Here is a 26,421-nt window from a genome sequence, read left to right as displayed (position 1 = left end):
AGCCGGCCAACTGACCCAGGACGTTGCCAAGACCGGCCAGCGCGACAAGCTGATGGCCCTGCACGCGCCCGTGGACGGCACTATCCAGCAGCTGGCCGTGCACACCGTGGGCGGTGTGGTGACGCCCGCACAGCCGTTACTGGTCGTCGTGCCTGCCGAAGAAGCCTTGGAAGTAGAGGTCACCGTCCTGAACAAGGACATCGGCTTCATGCGTCCCGGCCAACCGGTCACCGTCAAGGTCGACAGTTTCCCCTATACCCGCTACGGCTACCTGACCGGCACGGTCGCCAGCGTCTCGCATGATGCCGCGCACGACGAAAAGCTGGGCCTGGTGTTTCCTGCACGCATCAAATTGAACGGCAGCACGCTGGCGATCGATGGGGTCAAGGTGCGGATGAGTGCCGGGATGAGCTTGAGTGCTGAGGTTAAAACTGGAAAGCGGCGTGTGATTGACTATTTATTGAGTCCCTTACGAATGCATGGCTCGGAATCTTTGAGAGAGAGATGAAGTTATGAAACTGCTGATGCTCGTCGGTTTGGCCTGGGTCATGATGCGTATGTCTGGCTGCAAGTAAAGATGAAATGGAAGGAGCAGGTCTGGCTGGGGGAGGGGCGATTTGTGGACGTGGAGCGTCGGGCGATAGGGGGAATGGATTTCCCAAAATTCATCGTCAATCGTCACGTTGCATCAAGAGTTGAAATGTAAACCCTTGAATGTGCTCTGGACTGCAGAAGGTGCGATGAAAATTGGATCTTTTTACATTTAAAGATGCTCACAAACACATGGCGCGATTGGAGTCTAACTAGTTCTAATCAATGTTGTGAATTCCCATTGCCATTAAATCAATTTCCGAAATTATCCTCGGTAATTAAATAAAAAAGGAATTTCTTATGAATCAAGATGAAAATGACAGATATGCGATGTTTCTCACCGAAATATCTGCAGCGCTTGCCGGCAACATCGAGTCAGCTTTCGCGGATGCAAAAGCATTACACGGCGATTCCAATGTAGAACCCACTACGCTCTTTAATCTCTACTCTGAAACACTTGAGCAGAATATAGAGCTATTGAAATCCTACGCCGATAGATTTGCCGCAGACGGTAATGCAATATTAAATTCGTGGACCGAAGGAATGATAGCTGACGCAAGCCGTCAGCTCGACTTGTTAGATAAAGAAAAAGATCCTGCCGTAGCGTTAAAGGATTTTGCGTCCGGAGTTATAAGTGCGTTAGACAAGGAGGGTACACGAATAGCGCTTGGTGGTGGCTCTGAGAAGTTTTTCAAATTTGCATCTAAGGGGCTTGATGAATTAGACGTCATTACAAAAGCGGCGCAAGGTGATCTGACAGCAGCTATGGCTGTTTACGCCGGTTCTTGGGTTAATGCGGTCGTTACCGGAGTACTTACCGGTGTAGCGGTTGCCTCGGGCGTCGCTTCCTGGCCAGTACTTGCAGGGATCGCCGTTATCGGTTCAATCGCAGGGGTATTAGGTGGGAATGTCGCCGACGACGTTGCGGAATACTTCTTTGATTTCGCGAAAGAACCTGAAGATATGCGAGAGGATGCGTATCAATCGATAGTCTTTCAAATCAAAAATGGAGGTAGCGCCTACCTACCTGGACTGAACGACTATCTCGCTTTTGGAACTCAGCAGGATGATCAGCTGAGCGCGCAGTATGATAAAAGTTATTCCAGTACACTGATAGGCGGGTCGGGAAACGATACCTTATACGGTGGTGACCTCATCGATAAGTTAAGTGGGGGTGATGGGGACGACTTTTTGGTTGGATATGCGGGCCCAGATACCCTCAATGGAGGCTTGGGAGATGATCATTTGCACGGCGGGCGCGGATCGGACTTATTACAGGGCGGAAAGGGATTTGATACGTATGAATTCAGAGTCCGTGATCTAGATGAAATCACTGAAGATACGATCATTGATACTGATGGCATAGGGAAAATTACGTTTGAAGGCGTTGCTATCGGAGACCTTTCGGTAAACACGGTCTCGCGCGATGGTCTTGGGTGGGAGACCCATGATGGCGTCTTTCGTCTGCAATCCGTTCCGAATGGTGATAAATCGACACTAATCATCACGCATCGTGAAAGCGGCGGCCGCATCGTCGTCAAGAATTGGTCAAACGGCGTTCTAAATATTACCCTGCCGGGACTGGGCCAGCCCGGGAGCCCGGAGAATCCGGTCTCCCAGACAAACGATGACGATTTGGTCGGCCGTGATGGAGGTCCAGACGAAGTCAGAAGCGGGAATGACATTATTTCTGGTTTGGGCGGGAATGATGGAATTGCCGGTGGATATGGTGATGATTGGATAGATGGCGGCCATGGGAATGATCTAATCCTTGGTGGGCCAGGAGCCAATCGGCTCCTTGGCGGCTTGGGTGACGATATATTGATTGGATCGTCAATGCTCATGGCATGGCGCAAGCCAAAAGATGAGCTGGGCTCAAGCGAGCGTGACGCTTGGTATAGTGAGTCTGCAGCTCGAACAGGGATTATATCGGTAGGAAATGGATGGTTAAGCGAAGTCTCAGGAAATACTCCCGTCGGCTCAGATGCAACACAGAATATCTTTAATTTTTCCGTGAGAGCTTATTATACAAACGGCCAGGATCCTTGGGTGGAAACGAATCCAAATATTCTACCGAGCGGGAATGATGACATTGACGGCGGCGATGGTTCCGACGTTGCTTACGGTGGTGAAGGTAATGATACCCTCCTGGGAGGGGCGCAAAACGACCTGCTTCTCGGTGGAAGCGATCATGACTATATTGATGGGGAAGATGGCGATGATCTTATTTTCGGAGACGATTTTTCTTCCGCTGATGGTATCTGGAGCTTCATGGCCACTCAAATTTCAGACAGGGCCAATACGTCAGGAAACGATATTATTCTAGGTGGTACTGGCGAGGATCGAATATTTGGCCAGGGTGGCAATGATGTCATTAGTGGAGGAGAAGGCGACGACATCCTTCAAGGAGACCGTGTCGACTACGGCCTGACATACTCCTATGTGTCTGCGGGATTGCCAGGGAACGACTACATTGATGGAGGTGCGGGTAACGACCGAATCTATGGCGATAGCGGTAACGATACTCTTTTAGGAGGGGACGGTGCAGACTACATCTTGGGTGATGCCGTCGGAATTGATGAGTCCCAGCATGGTAATGACGTCATCGATGGTGGGTCAGGCGTTGACACGATTATCGGTCTCGGAGGTGATGATGTCATACGTGGCGGCGATGGGGATGATCTATTGCTGGGAGACGCGTCCGGTAGCGACCTAGCTCTTCAATTCCATGGGAATGACCGGATATATGGCGAGGCAGGCAACGACGAGATTCAAGGTAACGCTGGCGACGACTATCTCAGCGGAGGATCGGGAAAAGATCTTCTGCAAGGTCAAGCGGGAAACGACACTCTCTTGGGAGACGCTGATGATGACGAACTGCAAGGGGGTGGGGGGGGCGATACGTTGATAGGCGGCACAGGCGACGATAGGTTATTTGGAGAGGATGGCGACGATAACTTAATCGGCGACGAAGGCCGGGATTTCATTTACGGCGGGGCTGGTAATGATCGTTTAAGCGGAGGCAGTGGGGAAGATACTTTGGTTGGAGGAGATGGTGATGACAATATTGACGGAAATCAAGGTGATGATGTTATCGATGGCGAGCTTGGAAATGACTCAATCAGAGGCGGTCTTGGAAATGACGTGATTGATGGAGACGAAGGCGACGATTATGTAGATGCAGGTGATGGCAACGATAGCATTTATGGTGGTGGCGGCAACGATTTAATAAATGGGGGAGATGGCAACGACACCGTGACCGCTGCGGAAGGAAATGATCAGGTCAATGGAGGAAACGGCAACGACTATCTTGAAGGCAGCGATGGAGATGACACGCTATCTGGCGATAAAGGCGATGACATTGTCATAGGCGGCGCCGGCAATGACCAGACCGTCGGCGGCGAAGGCAGCGACATTTTGTACGGTGACGATCAGTTTGGTATTTACTCTGGCAACGACAAGATCGCTGGCGATGCAGGTGATGACTACCTCGACGGCGGTCGGGGTGACGATCAACTCGATGGTGGCACCGGCAACGACACCCTTGTCGGTGCAGAAGGAAACGATACTTATCTTATCAAGGCCGGTGATGGTCATGATGAGGTGATTGGTTTGGGTAGCCAATCGGCGGGAAGCGACACCATCACGCTCACCGGCCTTTCTAGGAATCAGGCAACGTTCCGGCGGAGCGGTAGCGCACTGGTGATGACATTCGGTACAGACCAATCGCTTCGCCTGGAAGGCTTTCTTGCACGCGACAGTGGCGGGCACCGGATCGTCTTTGGCGATGGTTCGACGATGGATCGGGCTGATGCTCTGAGCTTACTTGGTGGTGGTACTGCGGGCGATGACGAGTTGCAAGGCAGCGGCCAAGACGACGAACTGTATGGCGAGGCTGGTAACGACAGAATTTACGGCCAAGATGGCAATGATTCGCTCAATGGCGGAATCGGCAACGATCTTGTATTCGGAGGGGGCGGAAACGACCTGCTCGAAGGTGGCGATGGCAACGATCTTCTCGACGGCGGAGCCGGCGACGACCATCTGTCCGGCGGAGCGGGCTCCGACGTTTTCCGCTACGGCACTGGCTACGGCAACGACACCATTACCTTCGATCCTGCTGCCGATGTTCGGCAAGTACAACTAGTTGATATCGTCAATCCAGCGGATATGTATTACGCGCTAAAGAACGGCGCTCTGATAATGACCGTTACCGAGACCGGTCAGAGCCTCACCATTGAGGGGTACGCCGGCGCGAGTGGGCCGACCGCACGAATCTTGCTGGCCGACGGCAGCGAGCTTTTGCCAGAGATGTTGTGGCGCGGCGCGGATGAGATCGAAGGAAATTCGTGGAACGATGAGATTTACGGGTATGACGGTGATGATCTTCTAGTTGGAATGCTGGGGGACGATACAATTTATGGTGGCAATGGTCAGGATACTTTGATAGGGGATTTTCTCCACATTTATTATTATTGGCAGATGGGGGTGTGGTATAACGATTATCTGGATGGCGGGGAAGGTGATGACTATATTTACGGAAATGGCGGTGATGACATTCTGATAGGTGGTGCAGGCAATGACTCACTCTATGGAGGACTAGGCGCGGATATTCTGAACGGCGGAGCCGGTAATGACGTGCTCTATGGAGGTGCGGGGGCAGATATCTACGAGTTTGGCCGTGGTGGCGGTAGCGACTTCATCCTGGGATCGCCTGGTTGGCGCGGGAGTGTTAGGTTTGATGCCAGTGTACTGAAGGAAGATATTGTCGTTTATAACAATGATATTTATGGGGGTTCTTTGCAACTCATCATTGAGGGGACCAGTGACTCAATTACATTGGGAGGATTTTACGACATACGATCCCCTGGGATCCCTACGCTTGATCCTATCGAGCAGGTCATATTCGCCGATGGCACTGTTTGGGATGTGCAAGAAATATTATATCAATCCATGCGGGGATCGCACCGTAACGACAATATTATAATTTTTTATCCAAAGGATGAATTTATCGATTCCGGTTTGGGTAACGATATTGTCCAAGGGTTGGAGAACGACGACACCATCTATGGTGGTGCCGGAAATGACAGCTTGTCGGGTGGTGCAGGTAACGATATTTTGGTGGGAGGCAGTGGTTCGGATATCCTTAGTGGCGATACCGGGAACGATATTTATCGCTTCGGCATTGGCTCTGGGCTTGATTTCATTAGTAATTGGCGAACAGCGGAACCCGACCATGATTTGATTGAGCTTGGTGAAGGAATCACCACGGAAAACATTCGCCTCGCGCGTTCGGGGGATGCCTTGGTAATCGATATCGAGGGATACACCGACCGGTTGATGGTGTTGGGACACTTTCTGACAGCCGAGCAATGGGGCAGTGGCGGCCCGATCAATGCGTTGCACTTCGCCGATGGCAGCATTTGGGGCCAAGACGAGATTGTGGAGAAACTTGGCGCACCTCTCGAGCCTATCGAAGTCACCATTGGCGGTTCTAGCTATACCAATTTCTATGCTACTGGCGGCTACGTCATCGGCATTCAGAGTACTGGGCGCGATTATAATTATGAAATGGCGGGAGCCACCTGGTTCGACCTCGGGCCAGGTGATGTACACATTTCTGGTGGCACTGCCGGGGATACCTACGTGTTCGGCAAGGGCTACGGAATCCAGGCAATACAAGACCGCGGCGGAACAGACCGGATAGTTTTCAATGCTGACCTATCTCCTGGCGATCTTACCCTCTACAAGCTGGGCTATGACTTGCAGATGTATGTGGAGGGGCAGTCGCCGCTCACCATCGTTGGATTTTTCGGCGAAAGCGGCATGGCAGCGATCGAGTCAGTGACCTTCGCCAACGGAACTGTATGGGATTCCGCATGGCTGCATGCCAATGCCGTGAGCCCGGACCTAGCCCTGAATGGAACTACGGGCAGCGACATCCTGCGTGGAAGCATCGGCAATGATCGGCTATCTGGATTGGAGGGTAACGACCAATTGGAAGGCGAAAGCGGTGACGATCTACTCGACGGTGGCGCCGGCGCGGATATGATGCGTGGCGGCAGGGGAAGCGATACGTACGTGGTGGATGATGCTGGTGACTCGATCTTCGATAATGGATACAACAGCGGATTGGAAGATTTTTGGCGAACAGATATCAATACGGTAATCAGCGGTATCGACTACACGCTGGGCATAAACTTGCAGCAGTTGATCCTTGATGGGACTGCCGATCTCAACGGGACTGGCAATGGAGACTCCAATACCCTGCAGGGTAATGCCGGAGCCAATATCCTGACCGCAGCGGCTGTGGACGATTACTCTTACCAAGCCGACTGGATGGACGGTGCTGCAGGGAATGACACCTTGATCGGTGCATGGGGCAACGACACCCTTATCGGTGGTGCGGGTGATGATCGCATGGAGGGCGGTGGTGGCGACGATCTTTACTATGTCGACAGTGTTGGAGATGTCATCATCGAAACCGAGGGGGAGGCGCCTTCGATTCCGATGTCAATGGCCGTGCAGTTGTCGCGCAACGTGACGAGCTCTTCCGTCGGTGCGCCAGGAGCGCCTGGGATTCCCGCGATGGGCGAACACCCTTATCGCAATGGCGACACGGTAGCTGCCAGTATCGATTTTATTTTGACGCAAGATCTGGAGTCGCTGATTCTGCTCGGTGACGCCATAAACGGTACCGGTAATGAGTTCCGCAATTGGTTGACAGGGAATGCACAAGACAACGTGCTGAGCGGTCTTGGGGACTATGACACGATCTCTGGCGGTGCCGGCCGCGACGTTTTGTACGGTGGTGATGGTGCTGATGAGTTGGACGGCAACGGTGGAGACGACACGCTGGTTGGCGGCGATGGCGATGACTTTTATGGCTACACCGCTGGCCAAGGCCACGACACCATCGTGAATGTCGATGCCTATGGCGAAGATATATTGCAGTTGAACGGAGCCGGGTTCGATCAATTCAGCTTCGCCCGAGCTGGCGATGACATGGTCGCAACGTTGACTGACCAGTCAGGTAGCTTGACGTTCAAAGATTGGTACACGGAAGCGACCAATCGTGTCGACCGCTTATACGACCAGAACTGGAGCGAACTCACCGCAGACCAGGTTGACAGTCTGGTCGGTGGGGCGGAGTTGAGTCAGTTGATCGGTGCGATGGCACAGGGCGAAGCTGGGCAGGAGGTTTTTGCGCAGTCCTGGAGCGAACGCGGCAATCAGCCGCATCTCATGATCGCTGCAGTCTGACGATCAATTGGTGCTGAATCCTTTCCCCGCAAAAGCCGTCATGGCTTTTGCGGGGTCTGGCAAAAATCCACGTGGCATTGCACGTGGTGGATGTCGCAAATAGCAGTGGGCGTAGAATCGCCCCATGAGCCCCATCTCCCCCAACTACCCCACCCTCCAATCCATCGGCTGGCCCTGGCCTGGCCCTGCCGAAGACCCGGCCTGGCAGGCACTGTTCGCCACGCATCCGCAGGCGCTGCCGGCGCGGGTGGTGGAACAGCACCGCACCGGCTATGTGGTGGCGGATACGCCGGAGGTCGGCCTCAAGGCCGAGTCGTTGCCGGAGTGGCAGCGGCCGCGGTTTCCCAGCCATGAGCGGGCGTCGGTGGGCGATTGGGTGCTGATGGAGGGCAAGCGCATCGTGGCCTTGCTGCCGCGGCGCACCTCGATCAAGCGCGGTGCGGCCGGCGAGCATTACCACCAGCAGGTGATCGCGGCCAACATCGATACGGTGTTCATCGTGTGCGGGCTGGATGCGGACTTCAATCCGCGCCGCATCGAACGCTATCTGCTGCTGGTCGGCGGCGGCGGTGCCGAGCCGGTGGTGGTGCTGACCAAGGCCGACCAGACCGAATACGCCGAGGACGCATTGGCGGTGCTGGAGGAGCTGGAAGCGCAGAACATCCCGCTGCGCGCGGTCAACGCCAAGGATCCGGACAGCGTGGCAGCGCTGCGACCATGGCTGGGCGATGGCCGTACCGCGGTGCTGGTGGGCTCGTCGGGCGCGGGCAAGTCGACGCTGACCAATACCCTGCTCGGGTCGCAGAAGATGAAGACCAATGCGGTGCGCGAGAACGATTCGCGCGGCCGGCATACCACCACCCATCGCGCGTTGATTCCGTTGCCGTCCGGTGCCTGCCTGATCGACACGCCCGGCATGCGCGAGCTCAAGCCCACCGGCGAAGAGGATCTGGCCGAGGGTGGCTTCTCCGATGTGGAAGCGCTGGCGGCGCAGTGCCGTTTCAACGATTGCGCGCATATCGCCGAGCCCGGTTGTGCGGTGCGTGCGGCGATCGAGGCCGATACGCTGGACCCGGAACGGGTGGCCAACTACATGAAGCTGCGCGTGGAAGTGGCCGCGGCGGCCGAAAAGCTCGCCACGCGCCTGGCACAGAACAACCGGGGCAAGGGATCGGGCCGGCGGCCCGCCAGCGTCGATCGCACCGGGCGACGCTGAACATGCCATCGCGCAAGGGCCCGCCGGACATCGTCCACCACGCGGCGCTGGATGCGCGCCTGGTCAAGGCCGTGCGTGGCGTGCGCCTGCTCGCCCTGGCGAGCTGGCCGCGCTCGCTGCAGGAGCCGTTCCTGCAGAGCGTGGCGCGCGGGCAACCGGAGCTGCCGCAGGTGGGGTACCCGGCGCTGGACTTTGGCGACACCCGGCGCGAACTGTCCGCGATCGCCAGGGCGGCCGACCCGCACCATCCGATCGGCGCCTACCTGATCGATTCGACCCATAGCTGGGATCTGGCCGCCGGCCTGCTGGAGTCGCTGGGCACTTCCGCAGTCAGCGATTACTCGGCGCAGCTGTTCGGCGTGCCCGACGACCCGATGCCGGGCAACGGCCCGAGCACGCGCGAGGCGGCGCGGCATTTCATCCAGATTGCGCAGGAGCTGGACCGCGAGCTGCTGGCGCCCGAAGAGCAGGTGCCGGTGTCGGCCACCGCCTTGCGCATGCAGCTGCAGAACGATCTGGACGCGTTCTTCGAAGGGCGCGTCATCACCGTCACGCTGGATCCGGATCTGCTGGCCAAGGCGGCCGCAGGTGCACACCGCATCCGCCTGCGCACGGGCGCCACCTTCAGCGATTACGACCGTGCGCAGCTGTTCCATCACGAGGCCCTGGTGCATTCGCTCACCGCGCTCAACGGGCGCGCGCAGCTGCACCTGCCCAGCCTGGGCATTTCCTCGCCGCGCACCACCGCCACGCAGGAAGGCCTGGCGACCTTTGCCGAGCAGATCACCGGCAGCATCGACATCGAACGCATGAAGCGCATCAGCCTGCGCATCGAGGCGATTGCGATGGCGCGCTCGGGCGCGGATTTCATTGAGGTATTCCGCTATTTCACTGCAGGCGGGCAGAGCGCGGCGGAGAGCTTCTCCTCGGCGCAGCGGGTATTCCGCGGCGTGCCGACCTCCGGCGGCGGCGCCTTCACCAAGGACACGGTGTACCTGCGCGGGCTGGTCGCGGTGCATACGTTCTTCCGGCATGCCTTGCAGCGCGACCAGCTGCAGCTATGCCGCTACCTGTTCGCCGGCAAGATGGCGCTGGGCGATGTGGCGCGCCTTGCGCCCTTGTTCGACAGCGGCGTGCTGGTCGCACCGCGCTGGTTGCCGCCGTGGGTGAGCCGGGTCAGCGGGCTGGCCGGCATGCTGGCGTTTTCGTTGTTCGCCAACCGCATCCGCATGGATCAGCTGCAGCCGCCGGCGATGAATGTCTGAGCGTCGTTACGCCAGCTTGCGAACAGGCGCCGTGCAGGGTGCAAGCGCGCAGCGCGCTGCCGCTAGTCGCACCTCACTCGTGGATGCTGGGCGGCGCAGCCGCCCGCCTTGATTGCATCGCCGCCCCACGTGGCGCTGAACCGAATGCGTCGCGCAGACGCGTTCTACACGATGTTGCAACGGGCTGATCCGGACACTGATTGCCTCGCCCGAGACGGGCCCTGATACGAGGCAATGCGATGAAGATCCTGATGGTGCTCACGTCCCACGACCAGCTCGGCGATACCGGCAAGAAGACCGGCTTCTGGCTGGAAGAGTTCGCCGCGCCGTACTACGTGTTCAAGGATGCCGGCGCCGACATCACCCTGGTCTCGCCCAAGGGCGGCCAACCGCCGCTGGATCCCAAGAGCGACGAGCCCGACGCGCAGACCGAAGCGACCAAGCGCTTCAAGCAGGACGCCGACGCGCAAAAGGCCCTGGCAAGTACGCATCGCCTGGCAGACGTGAAGGCCGAGGACTTCGATGCGGTGTTCTACCCGGGCGGCCATGGTCCGTTGTGGGATCTGGCCGAAGACGCGGATTCGATCGCGCTGATCGAAGCGTTCGCCGTGGCCAACAAGCCGCATGGCCTGGTGTGCCACGCACCGGGCGCGCTGCGCCGCGTCAAGGGCAGCGATGGCAAGCCGCTGGTCAACGGCCGCCGCGTCACCGGCTTCACCAATGGCGAAGAAGAGGGCGTGGGCCTGACCAAGATCGTGCCGTTCCTGGTCGAAGACGTGCTGACCGAGCTCGGCGGCCGCTACGAGAAGGGCGCCGACTGGGGCGTGCACGTGGTCACCGACGGCATGCTGGTCACCGGCCAGAACCCGGCTTCGTCGGAGAAGGCTGCCGAGGCGTTGCTCGAATTGTCGAAGCGCTGATTCTTCGGTTGTCCCATGGTGGCGCAAGGACGGCCACCGGAAAGACAGTGCGGCGTTTGATCTGGAGCGGCGAACAAAGCGTAGCGATCATTCGTCGGCGGGGCGCGGAAGGTGCGGAGCAACCGGCGTGTACGCGTGGGATACACCGGTGCCGAGCTGCGGCCGCATCCTTCCGACGCTGAGCGCAGGAGTTCTTAGCGATTTTATCGTGCGCCTTCAAAATGCAGCGGCATCCGAATGCAGCGGCATCCGACAGCCCGATGCAATCCGGTGTTTGTAATCAAGCGCACCGACCATCCAGATTGGCTCTTGCCCGCCTACCGTCGCGGGCTCTCACGCGGCATGGATGCCGCGTAAGAGCCTACACGGACGTACTTGCGGCGTGTCCCGCGATGGTTAGGTGGGCAAGGGCCCTGCAGCCAGTCACAGATCGTCCGCTCTGGCCGCAGATCGTCCGCCCCGCAGAAGCGCTGCGAAGCTGCACCATATCTTTCAAGCAATGCGCTCCAGCCAGCGCACCGCATAAGCCGGCAGCACCAACGGCATGACATCGCCCAGCGATTCGGTAGCCGCCTCGCTGCCATCCGCCAACATCGTCCACCGGCCGCCCCCAAGTGCGGCAAGCTCCACCGTCAGCGGTTGCTCACCGAAGTTGTGCACGGCCACAAAGTCATCGCCACGGGTCAACGCAAACAGACGTGAATCGCCCAGTGCAATGCTGCCCAGTGCCTGAGATGCAGCCAGTGCGGGAAGCGCGGCACGTTGCCGGATCAATCCACGCAACCGGCGATACACCGTGCCGCTCACGCTGGCTGCAACCTCGCGCTGTGCTGCACGCTGCCAATCCATTGCCGGGCGATGCAGCCAGCGGCCTTCGTGCCGACGCTGCGGATCGTCGCGGTAGCTGCCGTCGTTGGGCAGGGCGAGTTCGTCGCCCATGTAGATCAACGGCACGCCCGGCATCGCCAGCGCGATGGCATAGAGCAACACCAGCCGATCCACCGCCATGCGCAACGCCGCCGTATCGCCCGATGCCTGTGCGGCCTGGATCCCGGCCAGTGCCGCGGCCATGCCATTGGTGCCGTGCACGCCGTCGCCACTGCTCTGGAAGCTCTCACCACGCGCGTAGCTGCCCGGCATCTGGTTGGCATAGAAGCGCGCGACATCGCGCAGCGCGAATGGCGGCTGCGCGGCATTTCCCGCCGCTTCGTGCTGCAACACGTTCCAGCCGATGTCGTCGTGGCAGCGCACATAGCTCAGCCATGCACAGTTGGCCGGCAGCGGCGGGCTATGCGCGATGACATCGTGCAGGATGTCGCCGCGTTGCAATGCCAGCGCCGACCAGCCGGCCGCCATCAGCGTGCTGTGATAGGCCAGGTGACACTCGTGGCCCTGGTCCGCGCCACTGCCGAAGTAGGGCGGCAATTGCGTCATCGGTACGATGGCCTCGGCCTTCATCACCACCGACGGCGCCACGATATCGGTGACTGCGCGCAGCGCCACCAGCAAGGTGTGCGCCTCGGGCTGATTCATGCAGTCGGTACCAGGGCGCTTCCACAGGTAGGCGGTGGAATCCAGCCGGAAGGCTTCCACGCCCAGGTTGGCCAGCTGCAGCATCGCCAGCGCCATCTCGCCGAACACCGCCGGGTTGCTCCAGTTCAGATCCCACTGATAGGGATAGAAGGTGGTCCACATCCACTGGCTGGTGGCATCCACCCAGGTGAAATTGCCGGGTGCGGTATGCGGGAAGACCTGCCCCAGCGTGGCTTCGTACTGATCGGGCTGCGTGCGATCGGCGAAGTGATGGTAGTAGTCGAGATAGCGCGCATCGCCGGCCCGCGCCGCCTGCGCCCAGGCGTGATCGTCGGCGGTATGGTTGAGCACGAAATCGGCGCACAGGCTGATGCCGGCCTCGCGCAGGCGTGTGGTCAGCGCGACGAGATCATCGTTGCTGCCCAGGCTCGGCTCCACCTGGCCATAATCGCTGACCGCAAAGCCACCATCGTTATCGCCGGCGCGCGCGCGCAGGAACGGCAGCAGGTGCAGATAGCGCACACCCAGTTCCTGCAGATATGGCACGCGTTCGGCCACGCCCTGCAGCGTGCCGGCGAAGCGGTCCACGTACGCGCTGTAGCCCAGCATGTGCTGCTCGCCGAACCAGCCGGGCTGGCGCGTGGTGTCGAGCTGTTGCAGCGGTTGCGGGCGCTGCTGTGCGAGGCTGCCCAACGCAGCCATCCACTGCGTCAGCCAGGCCGCCGTGTCGGGGCGTGCGCCGTACAGGGTGTGCAGGGCATCCAGCAGGCGCGGCGCGTGCCGGTCGAAGCGTGGCAACAGCGTGCTCGCACGCTGCGGGTCCAGCGGCGCGGCAAAGGCCGCGCGCACTGCAGTGAGATCGGTGGGGGAGGTGCTCATTGGCAGGCGCCGGGACGAACCCGGCGAGGGGTCCTTAGAAGTCGTAGCGCAGGCTGATGCTGGTGGTGCGGCCGGCAATCGAACGCGCGCGGATGATGCCGTTGGCCGGGATGCTGGCTTCCTCGGCCTCGGTCAGGCCGAAGGTGTTGAACAGGTTGTTGACGTTGAGCGCGACGGTGAGTGCGTCGGTGACGCGGTAGTCGCCGAACAGGTTCACCTGCGTATAGCCGGGCATCTTCAGCTGATTGGAATCCTGGGTGTAGGCATCGGTGGTGCCGATCAGGTTGACGCCGAACTGGTAACCGTCGCCGCGGTAGCTGGGGGTGAGCTGCCACACCACATCGGCCTGGCGACGCGGCACGTTGCCGGTGTTTTCCGGGGTGATCTGGTCCCTGGAGATCTCCGCATCGGTCCAGGTCAGGCCGCCGTTGACGGTGAAGCCTTCATGGCGGTAACTGGCTTCCAGCTCCACGCCGTGCGCTTCGTAGCTGCGGTTGAAGAAGCGCTGGCTGGTGACCTCGAAGTTCTGTTCCTCGGTGTGCGCCGAGAACGCGGTGGCGAACAGGCTCAGCCCGTCGCGGCGCCACTTCAGGCCGGCTTCGGCCTGGCGGACCACGTTGACGCCTTCGTCGGAGGAAACCGAGCCATCGTCGCGGATCACGCCGAACAGCAGGCGGTCGGCATTGGCGCGTGCGCCGCGGCTGATACGCGCGAACGCGCCCAGGTCGTCGTTGATCAGGTAATTGCTGCCCAGCGAATACGACAGGTAATTCCAGTCGTAATCCACCGGCCGCGCGTTGGCGGTGTCGACCGTGGCCACGCGCTGTTCCACCGGCTGGATCACGCCGTCGCCGTTGACGTCCAGGTTCTGTGCGATCGCGGTGCCGGCATAGTTGCCGCGTGCATCGCCCATGTCGTAACGCAGGCTGCCGTCGATGCTGAACTTGCCGCTGTCGAAGGTGAGCGCGAGATAGGGTGCGTTGACGTCGTAGCGCACGTCGTAGCTGCGCGTGTTGCAGCAATCGCCCCAGAACGGAGTGCCGTACGCGTACAAACCGTTTTGCGAGCGCGACACGCCACCGGCATCGACCACGTTGAGCAGGCGCGAATCGCGGCCCAGGCTCTGCACGTAGGAGTTCCAGGTCCAGTCCATGTCGATGGTCTGGCGCGAGCTGTAATAGCCCATGCGCAGGTTGAGCGTGCGGCCGTCGCTGCCGAACTCGCGCGAGACGCTGAGGTCGTTGGTGACGTTGCCCAGGTCGTTGATCGCCACGTTGAACAGATGCGTGCGGATCGCGTTGCCGGTGTAGGCCTGGCCGGCGTCCGGGCCGCTGGCCTGCACCAGTTGCGCGCCGGCGCCGCCGATGGAGGCGGCGAGCGTGGCGGCATCGGTAACCTCGGCCGGGAACGGGCTGACGAAGCGGCCGCTGTTGTCGGCGATGCGGAACTTCTCGCTCAGGTTCCAGCCGTTGCCCAGGTCGAACCAGGCCTCGGCGCCGATGGTGCGCGAGATCGGATGCATGCCGTCGCCCAGGTCGGTGCGGCGCGGCCGATTGTTGCCGTCCAGGCCGACATCGCTGCGGAAATTGCGGCTGTACAAGGTGTCATTGCCCGGATCGAAGCCGGCAAAACCACCCAGGTCCGGCGAACCGTCGCGGCCACGCACGGAGGTCGGCACCGGCAGATAACCGGCGGCGCGATCGTTGAGGTATTTGCCGTAGACACGTACGTAGCCGTTCTCGAACAGCCGGGTCAGGTTGGCCTTGAGCTGGCCGCCCTTGTCGGTGGTGTATCCGGCATCGCGCACGCCATCGCCCTGGCGGAAGAAGCCGCCGATGTTGAACTGCCAGTGTTCGGCGAACGGCGCACCGTAGTCGAAGTCAACGCGGGTGTTGTCGTAGTCCAGGCCGCGGCTCACGCCGACGCTGCCACCTGCAGTGTCGCCGGTCTTGCTGATGAAGTTGATGATGCCGCCGGGCGCATTGCTGGTGAACGTCGATGCCGAGCCGCCGCGGATGGCTTCGATGCGGTCCAGGGTGAAATCCGAGCGCAGGAAGATGTCCGCGTTGCCGAAGGCGATATCGCCGAATTCCATCACCGGCAGGCCGTCTTCCTGCAGCTGCAGGAACTTGGCGCCGCCGGAGGCAACCGGCAGGCCACGCACGGCGATGTTGGCGTTGCCCTCACCACCGCTGGATTCGGAGCGGATGCCGGGAATGTTGCGGAAGATTTCGGCGGTGCTGCGCGGCGCCGATTGTTCGATCGCCTCGGCGCCGACGGTGCTGACCGACACGCTGGACTTCAACTTGGTGGTGGCGGTGGAGGTGCCGGTGACGAACACCGAATCCAGGTTGACCGCGGCGCTGTCGGCGGCCGGCGGCGTGACGGGTGTGGCGGTGGCCGCGTCCTGCGCCAGCGTGGCGGGCGCGCACAGGCAGGAAACGACCGCGCAGGCCAGGGCATGCAGGCGCAGGGTGTGCAAGGTGGGCATTGCGGTTCTCTCTTTCACGGATGGTGGTAGGCCGACGCCTGCATCGTCCCCTCCCAGGGAGTGGCCGTGTGGCCTGCAGTGCGAGCGCAGTAATACGCTGCAATACAATCGATTGCAATCTTGCGCTGCAGCATCGTTTCAGCGCCTGCGAGCTTGTGTGTTTGAAAGCGAAGGCGTGCTGCGGCGCAGCGTTACAATCGATTGCAGAGGCGGCAGGGTACAGTGCGCTGCGGCCACTGGGAGCCGCACCGATGCCCAGGGCCTTGCATGTCGTCGACCGCCACCCCGTTCTCCTTCGCGCGCATCCTGGCGCTCAACGCCGGCTTCTTCGGCGTGCAATACAGCTTCGGCCTGCAGCAGAGCAACATGAGCCCGATCTACAACTATCTGGGCGCCGATCACGCCAGCCTGCCGTACCTGTGGCTGGCCGGGCCGATCACCGGGCTGGTGCTGCAACCGTTCGTCGGTGCGTGGAGCGACCGCTCGGTGACCCGCTGGGGCCGGCGTATGCCGTACATGGTGCTGGGCGCGCTGGTGTGCAGCCTGTGCCTGCTGGCGATGCCGTTCAGCACCGCGTTGTGGATGGCGGTATGCCTGCTGTGGATCCTGGATGCGGCCAACAACGTGGCAATGGAGCCCTACCGCGCCTTGGTCAGCGATGTGCTGGCGCCACCGCAGCGGCCGCTGGGGTATCTGACCCAAAGCGCGTTCACCGGGCTTGCGCAGACGCTGGCCTATCTCACCCCGCCGTTGCTGGTGTGGATGGGCATGAACCAGGACGCCGCCAACGCGCACCATATTCCCTACGTCACCATCGCCGCGTTCGTGATCGGTGCGGGGTTCTCTGCGGCCTCGATCCTGCTCACCGCGCGCAGCGTGCGCGAGCCGGCGATCGCGCCGGCAGAGATCGCGCGGATGCGCCAGACCGGTGCCGGCCTGGGCGCCACCGTGCGCGAGATCTACGGCGCCCTGCGCGCGATGCCGCCGACCATGCGCCAGCTCGCGCCGGTGATGCTGTTCCAGTGGTATGCGATCTTCTGCTACTGGCAATACATCGTGCTGTCGCTGTCGACCAGCTTGTTCGGCACCACCGACGCCAACTCGCATGGCTTCCGCGAGGCCGGCCTGGTCAATGGGCAGATCGGCGGGTTCTACAACTTCATCGCGTTTCTGGCCGCGTTTGCGATGGTGCCGGTGGTGCGCCGCATCGGCCCCAAGTACACGCACGCGGCCTGCCTGGTCGCGGCCGGGGTCGGCATGTGGGTGTTGCCGGGCATCCAGGACCGCTGGCTGATGTTGCTGCCGATGATCGGCATCGGCCTGGCCTGGGCCAGCATGATGGGCAACCCGTACCTGATGCTGGCCGACAGCATTCCGCCCGAGCGCACCGGTGTGTACATGGGCCTGTTCAACCTGTTCATCGTGCTGCCGATGCTGATCCAGATCGTCACCCTGCCGCTGTACTACGCGTGGCTGTTGCATGGCGACCCGCGCAACGTGATCCGCCTGGCCGGCGCGCTGATGCTGGCCGCCGCAGTGGCGATGCTATGCGTACGCGTCCGCAAGCCCAGCGCCGTGGCGGCCTAGCCCGCCGGGGCGGTGCCGCACTGCGGCACTAAGAAAAGCAACGTGGCAGCAGCAACCGATTGCGTGCACCCCGCCGCCGGCACACGCTCCTACGATTCCCGATTCCCGATTCCCCAATCCCCAATCCCAGCCTCAGGCCGACTCACGCACCACCAGCTTCACCGGCATCTCCACCGACTCCACCGCTTCGCCGCCGATCAGCGCCAGCAGCCGGTCCACCAGCAGGCGTGCGGCCAGGCCCAGGTCCTGCCGCACCGTGGTCAACGGTGGCTGGCTGTAGGCGGCCAGCGGAATATCGTCGAAGCCCACCAGCGAGATGTCCTGCGGCACCCGGTGCCCGGCTTCGACCAGGGCGCGGATCGCACCGACCGCAATCACATCGGAGGCGGCGAACAGCCCGTCCGGCGGATCGGTCTTCTTGAGCATGGCGCGGGTGAGGCGGTAGGCGTCTTCGCTGAGGAAGTGGCTGCGCGCGTGCAGCCGCGTATCGAAGTCCAGCCCGTGCCGCTGCAGCGCATGGCGATAGCCGGCAAAGCGCGGCGCAACCTCGGGCAGTTGGTCATCGCCCAGGAAGGCAATGCGGCGACGGCCGCTGGCGATCAGATGGTCGGTGGCCAGCGCGCCGCCCTGGAAATTGTCGCTGCCCACGCTGATGTACGACTGCCCATCGATGCGGCTGCCCCACACGGCCATCGGCAGGCCATCGCGTGCGGCTTCGTCCAGCGCGGCATGCTCGGAGCTTTGCCCCAGCACGATCACGCCATCGGAGCGGCTGCCGCGTGCGAGTTGTTCCACCCATCCGTCCTGATGCCGGTCCAGCTTGGACAGCAGCATGCTGTAGCCGCGCCCGGTCAGTTCCTCGGCCAGCAGTGCCAGCATCGTCATCATGAAGGGGTCCGACAGCGGCTGGTCCAGTGCATGCATCATCGGCACGGCCACGCTCACCGTATTGGAGCGTTTGGCACGCAGGCTGCGCGCGATCGGATCGACCTGGTAGCCGGCATCGGCGGCAATCTGCTTGATATAGGCACGCGTCCGCTCGGCCACCACCGGGCTGCCGGCCAGGGCGCGCGACACGGTGGATTCGGAAACCCCCGCCATGCGGGCGATGTCGGCCATCTGCGGGCGGGGCCCCGGCGTGGCGCGTTCTGAAGGTTTGGCCATGTCAGCGCAGTGCGGAAAAACCCGAGTGTAATCAGTTCGCACTGGAGGCGGGTTGATCGACGCAGTGGCGGTCGCTTGCGCGTGCTGGTCAGGCGCCATCACGCACCCGCATGCAAGCGCAGGGCAGGCGCGGCGTGCATCACCGCGGCCACGACGAGCGTGAGGCTGCTGTGTGGTGAGGCTGCATCTGGTGATGCTTGGAGCGGAGATGCTTGGAGCGGTGCAGCTTCAGCGCGCCCATGACAATGACGGTGCGCCCCGCCTGGCGGCGGTCGGTGTTCGGAACCGGCATGTACCACTCACCGGCCGGTGCGTGCGCGCTGTCAGCACGCACCTGAAGACCGCCTGCCGTCTTCGTGGCGTCTCTCAGCCCATGTACAGGCCACCGTTGACCGCGTAATCGGCGCCGGTCACGTAAGCGGCTTCATCGGAGGCGAGCCAGGCGCACAGCCCGGCGACTTCGGCCGGTTTGCCGAGCCGGCGGATCGGCACCGAGGTGGCCAGGCGGTCGAGCACGTCGGGTGGGAAACTGCTGATCGAGGCGCTGGCGATATAGCCCGGCGAGATGGTGTTGACGGTGACCCCACGCGAGGCGACTTCCTGCGCCAGGGCGCGGCTGAAACCATGCATCGCCGCCTTGGCGGTGGCGAAATTGATCTGCCCGATCTGGCCCTTGTGCGCACTGACCGAGCCGATGTTGACGATGCGTCCCCAACCGCGCGCGGTCATGCCGTCGACCACCTGCTTGGTGATGTTGAACAGCGAGTGCAGGTTGCTGGCGATCACCACGTTCCAGTCGTCGCGGCTCATCTGCCGGAACAAGGTGTCGCGGCTACCGCCGGCGTTGTTGACCAGCACATCGATTTCGCCGACCTCGGCCTTGACCTTGGCGAAGGCGGCCACGGTGGAATCCCAATCGGCGGCATTGCCCTCGGAGGCGACGAACTCGAAGCCCTGCTCGCGTTGCTCGCGCAACCAGGAGGTCTTGCGCGGCGAATTGGGCCCGCAACCGGCGACCACGGTATGCCCGCTGCGCGCCAGCTTCTGGCAGATCGCGGTACCCACGCTGCCCATGCCGCTGGTGACGTATGCGATGCGAAGTGTCATTGCTTGAACTCCTTCGGAGTTTGGGAATGGGGAATCGGGAGTGGGGAATCGGTAGCGCAGGAGCCGCCTTTGCGGTCTCTGGGTTTCCATGTGGAAGTCAGTAATCGACACGACAGCACAGCGCCGCCCTTACGATTCCCCACTCCCGATTCCCCATTCCCGGCGGGCGTCAGCGCGCCAACGGAAACAGGCCAAACACCAGCCCGCCCGCCAGCATCAGCAGGGAAATCAGCACTGCCCACTTCAGCGTGAAGCGCTGATGGTCGGCGAAGTCGACCTTGGCCAGGCCGACCAGCAGGTAGGTCGATGGCACCAGCGGGCTGAGCAGATGCACCGGTTGCCCGGCCAGCGAGGCGCGGGCCATTTCCACCGGGGTGATGCCGTAGTGGCCGGCGGCCTCGGACAGGATCGGCAGCACGCCGAAGTAGAACGCGTCGTTGGACATGAAGAACGTGAACGGCATGCTGACGATCGCGGTGATCACCGCCAGATACGGGCCCCAGCTGTCCGGGATCACCGCCAGGAAGCTGCGCGACATCGCTTCGACCATGCCGGTGTTGGACAGGATGCCGGTGAAGATGCCGGCGGCGAAGATCAGCGACACCACCGACAGCACATTGCCGGCATGATTGACCAGGCGGCGGCGCTGCTCGGCCAGGTTGGGATAGTTGATCATCAGCGCCAGCGCAAAGCCGATCATGAACAGCACCGGCATCGGCAGCACGCCCACCACCAGCGCGGCCATCAGCGCCAGGGTCAGCAGCAGGTTCACCCACAGCAGCTTGGGCCGCTTCATGTCCTCGGTGTCTTCCACCCGCGGCAGCGCATCGCTTTCTTCCGGGATGCTGGTGTCCAGCCAGTTGCCGTCGGCCGGCAGGCGCACCACGCCCAGGCGGCGCCGTTCGCGCATGCCCAGATACCAGGCCAGCGTGAGGATGCCGGCGATCGCCATCGCCATCGCCGGCACCAGCGGCACGAACACGTCGGCCGGATCCACATGCAGGGCGGTGGCGGCGCGCGCGGTGGGGCCGCCCCACGGGGTCAGGTTCATCACGCCGCTGGCCAGGATGGTCACGCAGGTGAGGTTGAGCGCGTTCATGCCCAGGCGCTGGTACAGCGGCAGCATCGCCGACACGGTGATCATGTAGGTGGTGGAGCCATCGCCGTCGAGCGAGATCAGCATCGCCAGGATCGCCGTACCCATCACGATCTTCAGCGGATCGCCCTTGACCAGGCGCAGGATGCGGCCGACCAGCGGATCGAACAGGCCGGCGTCGATCATCACCCCGAAGTAGAGGATGGCGAACATCAGCATCACGCCGGTGGGCGCGATCTTCTTGATGCCGTCGAGCATCATCTCGTTGATGCCGGTGCCGAAGCCGCCCAGCAGCGCGAACACGATCGGCACCGTGATCAGAGCCACCAGCGGCGACAGCCGCTTGCTCATGATCAGGTACATGAAGGTGATCACCATTCCGAAACCGAGCGCGGTCAGCATGCGGGCACATCCTTCGAGGCATACAACAGGGGGAGAGTGGAGCGCGCCGCTGCGCTGCGCATGCAGCGGCGATGCCGTGGATGCGGAGCATTAGCGCCGGCTGAGCGCATCGTCGTGTGTCGCACCGGCCACGGCTTTCGATGCGCCGGAGCAGCAGTGACGGCAACGGTGCGCTTGCGCGGCGCAACGCGCCCGGTGCTGCCAATCGCCTTGAATGCCGGTGCGCGCATGCACGTCATCAGAAGTCGTACTGGAACCGGCCGGTCACCGCCAGCGTGTGATCGACCACCGCATCGACCCTGCGGTCGCGGTTGCGGCTGTCGATCACATTGAGCATCACGCGCAGGTTCGGCTTGAAGTACCAGTTGCCGCCCAGCGTCCACGACTGCGTGCTGGCGTTGATGAAATCGGGTTGGCCATCCAGGTGCTGGTCGCCGCGCATGTAGTCGTAACGCAGGGCCAGCTCGAACGCGCCGGAGGGACGGTTGGGCGTGTTGATGCGGCTGAAACGGCCGGTCTTGCGGTCGTAGCCGCGCGACTCGCCGGTGACGAACCAGCTGACCAGGCCGTAGCTGGCCAACACCTTGGCATGCTGGGAGCCGTCGTCGAGCAGGCCACCGCTGAATTCGCTCTGCCACGACCATGGGCCCAGCACTTCGGCGTACTCCAACGACCATTTGTCGAAATCGGTATCGCGGCCATCGGCAAAGCGCGCCAGGGTGATGCGGCTGTTGTTGGCCAGATCGTTTTCCGGGCGTGGGCGGATCAGCAGGGGCGCCGCGCCGCCGCTGCCCGGATGCGAATAGCGCTCGTGCGCCAGCGACACGCCCAGGTGGCGCAGCCGCGCCTCGCCCATCTCCGGTGCGAAGGTCAGCCGGGTGCCGAGCGCGCCGCCCTTGGTGGAGGAGTTGTCGATGCTTTCCAGGCTGTAGGCCGCCGTGGACCAGGTTGCATCGGGACGATTGGCCTGCCAGGAGATCGCCTTGCGGTAGATCGGCGCCAGCGTGGTGGCCGCATATCCGCGTTCCAGGAACGGGCCGTAGTTGGAGCCGGTGCGGTCGTCCAGCGAGAAGTACTGCTTGAACTGGCCCACGGTCAGCGTACCGGCGGAAAATTTCTTGGCGACATACACATCGCGCGCCAGGATGCCGCGGCTGCCGGACTCGTATTGCAGGCCGGCAAATTCCGCTTCGGCCTTGTAGGTGAAGCCGTAGAACTTGCCCGCCACATCCAGCCACGCGCGGCGGAACTGGGTGTCGTTGCGCTCGGGGGTGCCACGTTCGTCGTTGTCGAACATGGTGAAGTCCCAGTGCACGCGCCCACCCACCTCGGCGGTGACCGGACCGTCGCCCTCGGCCGCCTGCGCCGCCGGTGCCAGGCACAGCGCAGCACAGGCGGTGAAGACGCGCAGACGCAAGGTGTCGTTGCTCACAGACCCTCCCAGGTACATGTGTGAATCACGTTCAGCGATGCACCGCACAAGCACGCTGCGGCGCGTTGGCAGCAGCCTAGTCCGGCGAAGCTGTCATGGACCTGTCGTTGGCGCGGGAATGGGGAGTCGGGAATGGGGAATCGCAAGAGCGTTAAGAGCTTTTGTCCGCGAGGGCTGTTACCTTCCGGCCGCGGACAACTGCTGTTCCGATTCCCGATTCCCCATTCCCGATTCCCACCCAATGCGCCTGCTGCTAGTCGAAGACAACGCCGATCTCGCCGATGCCATCGTGCGGCGCATGCGCCGTAGCGGGCATGCGGTGGATTGGCAGTCCGATGGCCTGGCGGCGGCGAGCGTGCTGCGCTATCAGAGCTTCGATCTGGTGGTGCTGGATATCGGCCTGCCCAAGCTGGATGGACTGCGTGTGCTGGCCGGGATGCGCGAGCGTGGCGATACCACGCCGGTGCTGATGCTGACCGCGCGCGACGGCATCGAGGACCGCGTGCAGGCGCTGGATGTCGGCGCCGACGATTACCTGGGCAAGCCGTTCGATTTCCGCGAGTTCGAGGCGCGTTGCCGGGTGCTGCTGCGGCGCAATCGCGGGCAGGCCAGCGAAGTGGTGCAGATCGGCGGGTTCGTGTTCGACAACGCCGCGCACACGCTAGTGCTGGACGGGGCGCCGATCGAGTTGCCCAACCGCGAGTACCGCCTGTTCGAGATCCTGATCGGACGCCTGGGCCAGGTGGTGGGCAAGGACGAGATCGGCAACGGCTTGTTCGGCTTCGACGACGATGCCGGGCCCAATGCGATCGAGCTGTATGTCGGCCGCCTGCGTCGCAAGCTGGCGGGCGCGCCGTTGCGCATCGTCACCGTGCGCGGGGCCGGCTACAAACTCGAGGAAGCCGATCCGCATGCGCCGGTGGAGCCCGGCCTCGATGGCTGAGCCGCGGATGGTGGCACCGTCGATCCGGCGCACCCTGCTGCTGTACCTGGGCAGCCTGTCGTTGCTGGGCGCGGTGGTGCTGTTCTTTGCCGCCCGCGATTACGGCGAGCGCGCCGCCAACCGTTCCTACGATCATCTGCTGGTGTCCTCGGCGCTGTCGATCATCGACAGCGTGGCGCTGGTCGGCGGCGACTGGCAGGTGGATCTGCCGTACGCCTCGCTGGACCTGCTCGGCATGGCACCGGAAGACCGCGTGTTCTACCGCGTGTTCGATGCGCAAGGCCGCACCATCACCGGCGAGGACAGGCTGCCGTTGCCGGCGCGCGCGCCCGGCGACGAGCGGCCGGTGCTGTTCGATGCCGACTACAGCGGCGAGCCGGTGCGTTTTGCGGTGGTGATGCATCGGGTGGCATCGGCCTCCGGGCAGGGCGAGGTGCGCGTGCAGGTCGGTCAGACCCGGCGCGCGCGCGATGCGGTGGCACGCGATGTGGTGCTCAACGCGCTGGTGGCGATCGGCGTGCTGTCGCTGCTCGCCCTGGGCCTGGTGTGGCTGGGCGTGTATCGCGCCCTGCGCCCGTTGCAGCGCATCGAGCGCGATCTGTCGCGGCGCGAGCCCTCCGACCTGAAGCCGCTGAGCGCGCCGGCACCGCAGGAGATGCAGTTGATGGTGACCGCGCTCAATCGCTTCATGGCGCGGCTGTCGTCCAGCAACGAAACCCTGCGCGCCTTCATGGCCGAAGCCGCGCACCAGATGCGCACGCCGCTGGCTGCCTTGCGCGCGCAGGCGCAACTGGCGATGGACGACGACGACCCGCGCGAGATGCAACGCAGCCTGGTGGCGATCGAGCGCAATGCCAGCCACATGAGCCGGCTGCTCAATCAATTGCTCAGCGACGCCAGCGTGATCCATCGCGCCAACCTGCAACGCTTTGCCACCGTGGATCTGGCCGAGGTGCTGCATCAGGCCTTGCACGAGGCCTTGCCGCGTGGCGACGGCGCCCCGCGCGTGCACCTGGCGATCGACCCGCAGCCGGCGCTGCTGCGTGGCGATGCCTTGCTGCTGCGCGAGGCGCTGAAGAACCTGATCGACAACGCCTGCAAATACGGCGCCGGCGCACCATTGCAGGTGGCGCTCACCAGCGACGGCAGCCATCACGTGCTGACCATCGCCGATCACGGCCCCGGCATTCCCGCCGCCGAAGCCGAGCGCGTGTTCGAGCGTTTCGTCCGCGGGCCGGAGGCACCGGCCGGCGGCGCGGGGCTGGGGCTGGCCATCGTCAAGCGCGTGGTCGAAGCGCACGGCGGGCGCATCGATCTGAGCAACCGCGTCGGCGGCGGGCTGATCGCCTCGTTGCATTTTCCTGGAGGGACGCGGTGATGCGCAGGCTGTTGCTGTTGGCGGTGTTGCTGGCACATGGCGCTGCCAGCGCCGCGCCCGGCGATGTACGGGTGTTTCCCGCGCATGGCCCGGTGCAGGCGCAATTGCGCGTGCAGGGCTCCACCGATCTGGAAGTGTTCGGCGCGGTCATCCAGGACTACCAGCGCCTGCATCCGGGCACCCAGGTGATCTACGAGGACGTGATCGCCTGGGATATCTATGACCGCTATCTGCATCCAGGCAAGGCCACACCTGCCGCCGACATGCTGATCAGCGCCAGCATGGATCTGCAGACCAAGCTGGTCAACGATGGTCATGCGTTGGCGCATCGCTCCGCGCAGACCGAGGCGTTGCCGGCGTGGGCGCAGTGGCGGCACGAGGTATTCGGCATCAGTTACGAGCCGGTGGCGATCGTCTACAACACGCGCAAGCTGGCGGCCTCACGCGTGCCGCGTACACGCCGGCAGCTGCTGGCCCTGTTGCGCGCACCCGACGCGCCGCTGCGCGGCCGGGTCGGCACCTATGATGTTGAGCGCAGCGGGGTGGGTTATCTGTTCGCCACCCAGGACGGGCAGGTCGGCAGCATCGCCGGTGCGCTGCTGGCCGCGTTGGGGGCCAACCAGGTCAGGCTGGAAGAACGCACCGGCACCTTGCTCGACCGCGTCAGCCGGGGCGAGCTGCTGCTGGCCTACAACGTGCTGGGCTCCTATGCGCAGACGCGGATCGACGCCGGCGCGCCGCTGGGCATCGTGCAGCCGCAGGACTACACGCTGGTGGCCTTGCGTACGGCGGTGATCCCCAGGACCGCGCCGCATGCGCCGGAGGCGCGCCGGTTCCTGGACTACCTGCTGTCGCCGCGCGGCCAGCAGGTGCTTTCGCGCGAGGCGCGCTTGATGCCGATCCTGCCGGCCGCCGGCGGGCGTGGCGGCTCGGCGCAGCCGCCGTTCCGCCCGATCCCGCTGGGCCCGGGCCTGCTGGTGTATCTGGACAAGCTCAAGCGCCGGCAGTTTCTGGACGCCTGGCGCGCCAGCACGCAGCCGCCGCGCCAGGGCGGGCGCTGACGACCCGCGAGCACGGCTGTGCGCCAGCGCGGCGCGCGCTACGGGCCTTGCGTCTGCGGGACGTGGCAGCGGCGCTCACAACGCACACGCTGG

Annotated in this window: 15 protein-coding genes and 1 other RNA gene; 9 read left to right on the top strand and 7 right to left on the bottom strand. The window is 62.8% G+C overall.

Going from position 1 to position 26,421, the window contains the following annotated elements; all coding sequences use genetic code 11:
* From CPBF1521_RS14200 to CPBF1521_RS14180, 5 genes are all read left to right on the top strand, one after another.
* On the top strand, window positions 1-508 hold a 508-nt coding region (locus CPBF1521_RS14200), incomplete at its 5' end, for a beta-barrel domain-containing protein (RefSeq protein ID WP_115677385.1).
* 383 nt (window positions 509-891) lie between these two features.
* The gene (locus tag CPBF1521_RS14195; protein WP_115677384.1) at window positions 892-7,854 is read left to right on the top strand and encodes a calcium-binding protein; all 6,963 of its coding nucleotides are present in this window, start codon (window positions 892-894) and stop codon (window positions 7,852-7,854) included.
* Window positions 7,855-7,978: 124 nt separating this feature from the next.
* Window positions 7,979-9,070: a ribosome small subunit-dependent GTPase A gene (gene rsgA, locus CPBF1521_RS14190; RefSeq protein ID WP_115677383.1), complete on the top strand. Its 1,092-nt coding sequence runs from the start codon at window positions 7,979-7,981 to the stop codon at window positions 9,068-9,070.
* 2 nt (window positions 9,071-9,072) lie between these two features.
* Window positions 9,073-10,335: a flavohemoglobin expression-modulating QEGLA motif protein gene (locus CPBF1521_RS14185; protein WP_115677382.1), complete on the top strand. Its 1,263-nt coding sequence runs from the start codon at window positions 9,073-9,075 to the stop codon at window positions 10,333-10,335.
* A gap of 239 nt (window positions 10,336-10,574) precedes the next feature.
* Window positions 10,575-11,255, top strand: a complete 681-nt coding sequence (locus tag CPBF1521_RS14180) for a type 1 glutamine amidotransferase domain-containing protein (RefSeq protein ID WP_104584000.1) — start codon at window positions 10,575-10,577, stop codon at window positions 11,253-11,255.
* A gap of 68 nt (window positions 11,256-11,323) precedes the next feature.
* Here CPBF1521_RS14180 and CPBF1521_RS14175 read toward each other — a convergent pair.
* The 3 genes from CPBF1521_RS14175 to CPBF1521_RS14165 form a co-directional block, all read right to left on the bottom strand.
* A non-coding RNA gene (locus CPBF1521_RS14175) (sX9 sRNA) lies at window positions 11,324-11,399 on the bottom strand.
* A gap of 348 nt (window positions 11,400-11,747) precedes the next feature.
* Window positions 11,748-13,667, bottom strand: coding sequence for an alpha-amylase family protein (locus CPBF1521_RS14170; protein ID WP_115677381.1), 1,920 nt, complete (start codon window positions 13,665-13,667; stop codon window positions 11,748-11,750).
* A gap of 34 nt (window positions 13,668-13,701) precedes the next feature.
* The gene (locus tag CPBF1521_RS14165) at window positions 13,702-16,158 is read right to left on the bottom strand and encodes a TonB-dependent receptor domain-containing protein (RefSeq protein ID WP_181901234.1); all 2,457 of its coding nucleotides are present in this window, start codon (window positions 16,156-16,158) and stop codon (window positions 13,702-13,704) included.
* A 267-nt stretch (window positions 16,159-16,425) separates the two neighbouring features.
* Here CPBF1521_RS14165 and CPBF1521_RS14160 point away from each other — a divergent pair, with 267 nt between their 5' ends.
* Entirely contained in the window at window positions 16,426-17,745 is a 1,320-nt protein-coding gene (locus tag CPBF1521_RS14160; RefSeq protein WP_115677379.1) for an MFS transporter, read from the top strand.
* Window positions 17,746-17,877: 132 nt separating this feature from the next.
* Here the strand turns inward: CPBF1521_RS14160 and CPBF1521_RS14155 are convergent, their stop codons facing one another.
* The 4 genes from CPBF1521_RS14155 to CPBF1521_RS14140 all read right to left on the bottom strand — a co-directional run bounded on the left by CPBF1521_RS14155 (window position 17,878) and on the right by CPBF1521_RS14140 (window position 22,946).
* A complete protein-coding gene (locus CPBF1521_RS14155) occupies window positions 17,878-18,909 on the bottom strand; it encodes a LacI family DNA-binding transcriptional regulator (RefSeq protein ID WP_104584004.1) in 1,032 nt (343 codons plus the stop codon).
* A gap of 366 nt (window positions 18,910-19,275) precedes the next feature.
* Window positions 19,276-20,016 (bottom strand): acetoacetyl-CoA reductase, encoded by a 741-nt coding sequence (gene phbB, locus CPBF1521_RS14150; RefSeq protein WP_016904744.1) that lies wholly within the window; start codon window positions 20,014-20,016, stop codon window positions 19,276-19,278.
* A 169-nt stretch (window positions 20,017-20,185) separates the two neighbouring features.
* Complete coding sequence (locus CPBF1521_RS14145) at window positions 20,186-21,514, bottom strand: CitMHS family transporter (protein ID WP_104584005.1); 1,329 nt, start codon at window positions 21,512-21,514, stop codon at window positions 20,186-20,188.
* Between the two features lie 238 nt (window positions 21,515-21,752).
* Window positions 21,753-22,946, bottom strand: a complete 1,194-nt coding sequence (locus tag CPBF1521_RS14140; RefSeq protein WP_104584006.1) for an OprO/OprP family phosphate-selective porin — start codon at window positions 22,944-22,946, stop codon at window positions 21,753-21,755.
* Between the two features lie 241 nt (window positions 22,947-23,187).
* Here CPBF1521_RS14140 and CPBF1521_RS14135 point away from each other — a divergent pair, with 241 nt between their 5' ends.
* Genes CPBF1521_RS14135 through CPBF1521_RS14125 form a run of 3 tightly spaced genes read left to right on the top strand, consistent with a single transcriptional unit; the run spans window position 23,188 to window position 26,328 of the window.
* A complete protein-coding gene (locus tag CPBF1521_RS14135) occupies window positions 23,188-23,889 on the top strand; it encodes a response regulator (RefSeq protein ID WP_104584007.1) in 702 nt (233 codons plus the stop codon).
* Entirely contained in the window at window positions 23,882-25,267 is a 1,386-nt protein-coding gene (locus tag CPBF1521_RS14130) for a sensor histidine kinase (protein ID WP_104584008.1), read from the top strand. The genes CPBF1521_RS14135 and CPBF1521_RS14130 overlap by 8 nt, the downstream gene beginning before the upstream one ends.
* Complete coding sequence (locus CPBF1521_RS14125; protein WP_115677378.1) at window positions 25,267-26,328, top strand: ABC transporter substrate-binding protein; 1,062 nt, start codon at window positions 25,267-25,269, stop codon at window positions 26,326-26,328. The genes CPBF1521_RS14130 and CPBF1521_RS14125 overlap by 1 nt, the downstream gene beginning before the upstream one ends.
* Window positions 26,329-26,421: the final 93 nt, after the last annotated feature.

Source organism: Xanthomonas euroxanthea, from assembly GCF_900476395.1.
GTDB classification, from domain to species: domain Bacteria; phylum Pseudomonadota; class Gammaproteobacteria; order Xanthomonadales; family Xanthomonadaceae; genus Xanthomonas; species Xanthomonas euroxanthea.
This window is presented reverse-complemented; position numbering and strand designations above follow the sequence as displayed.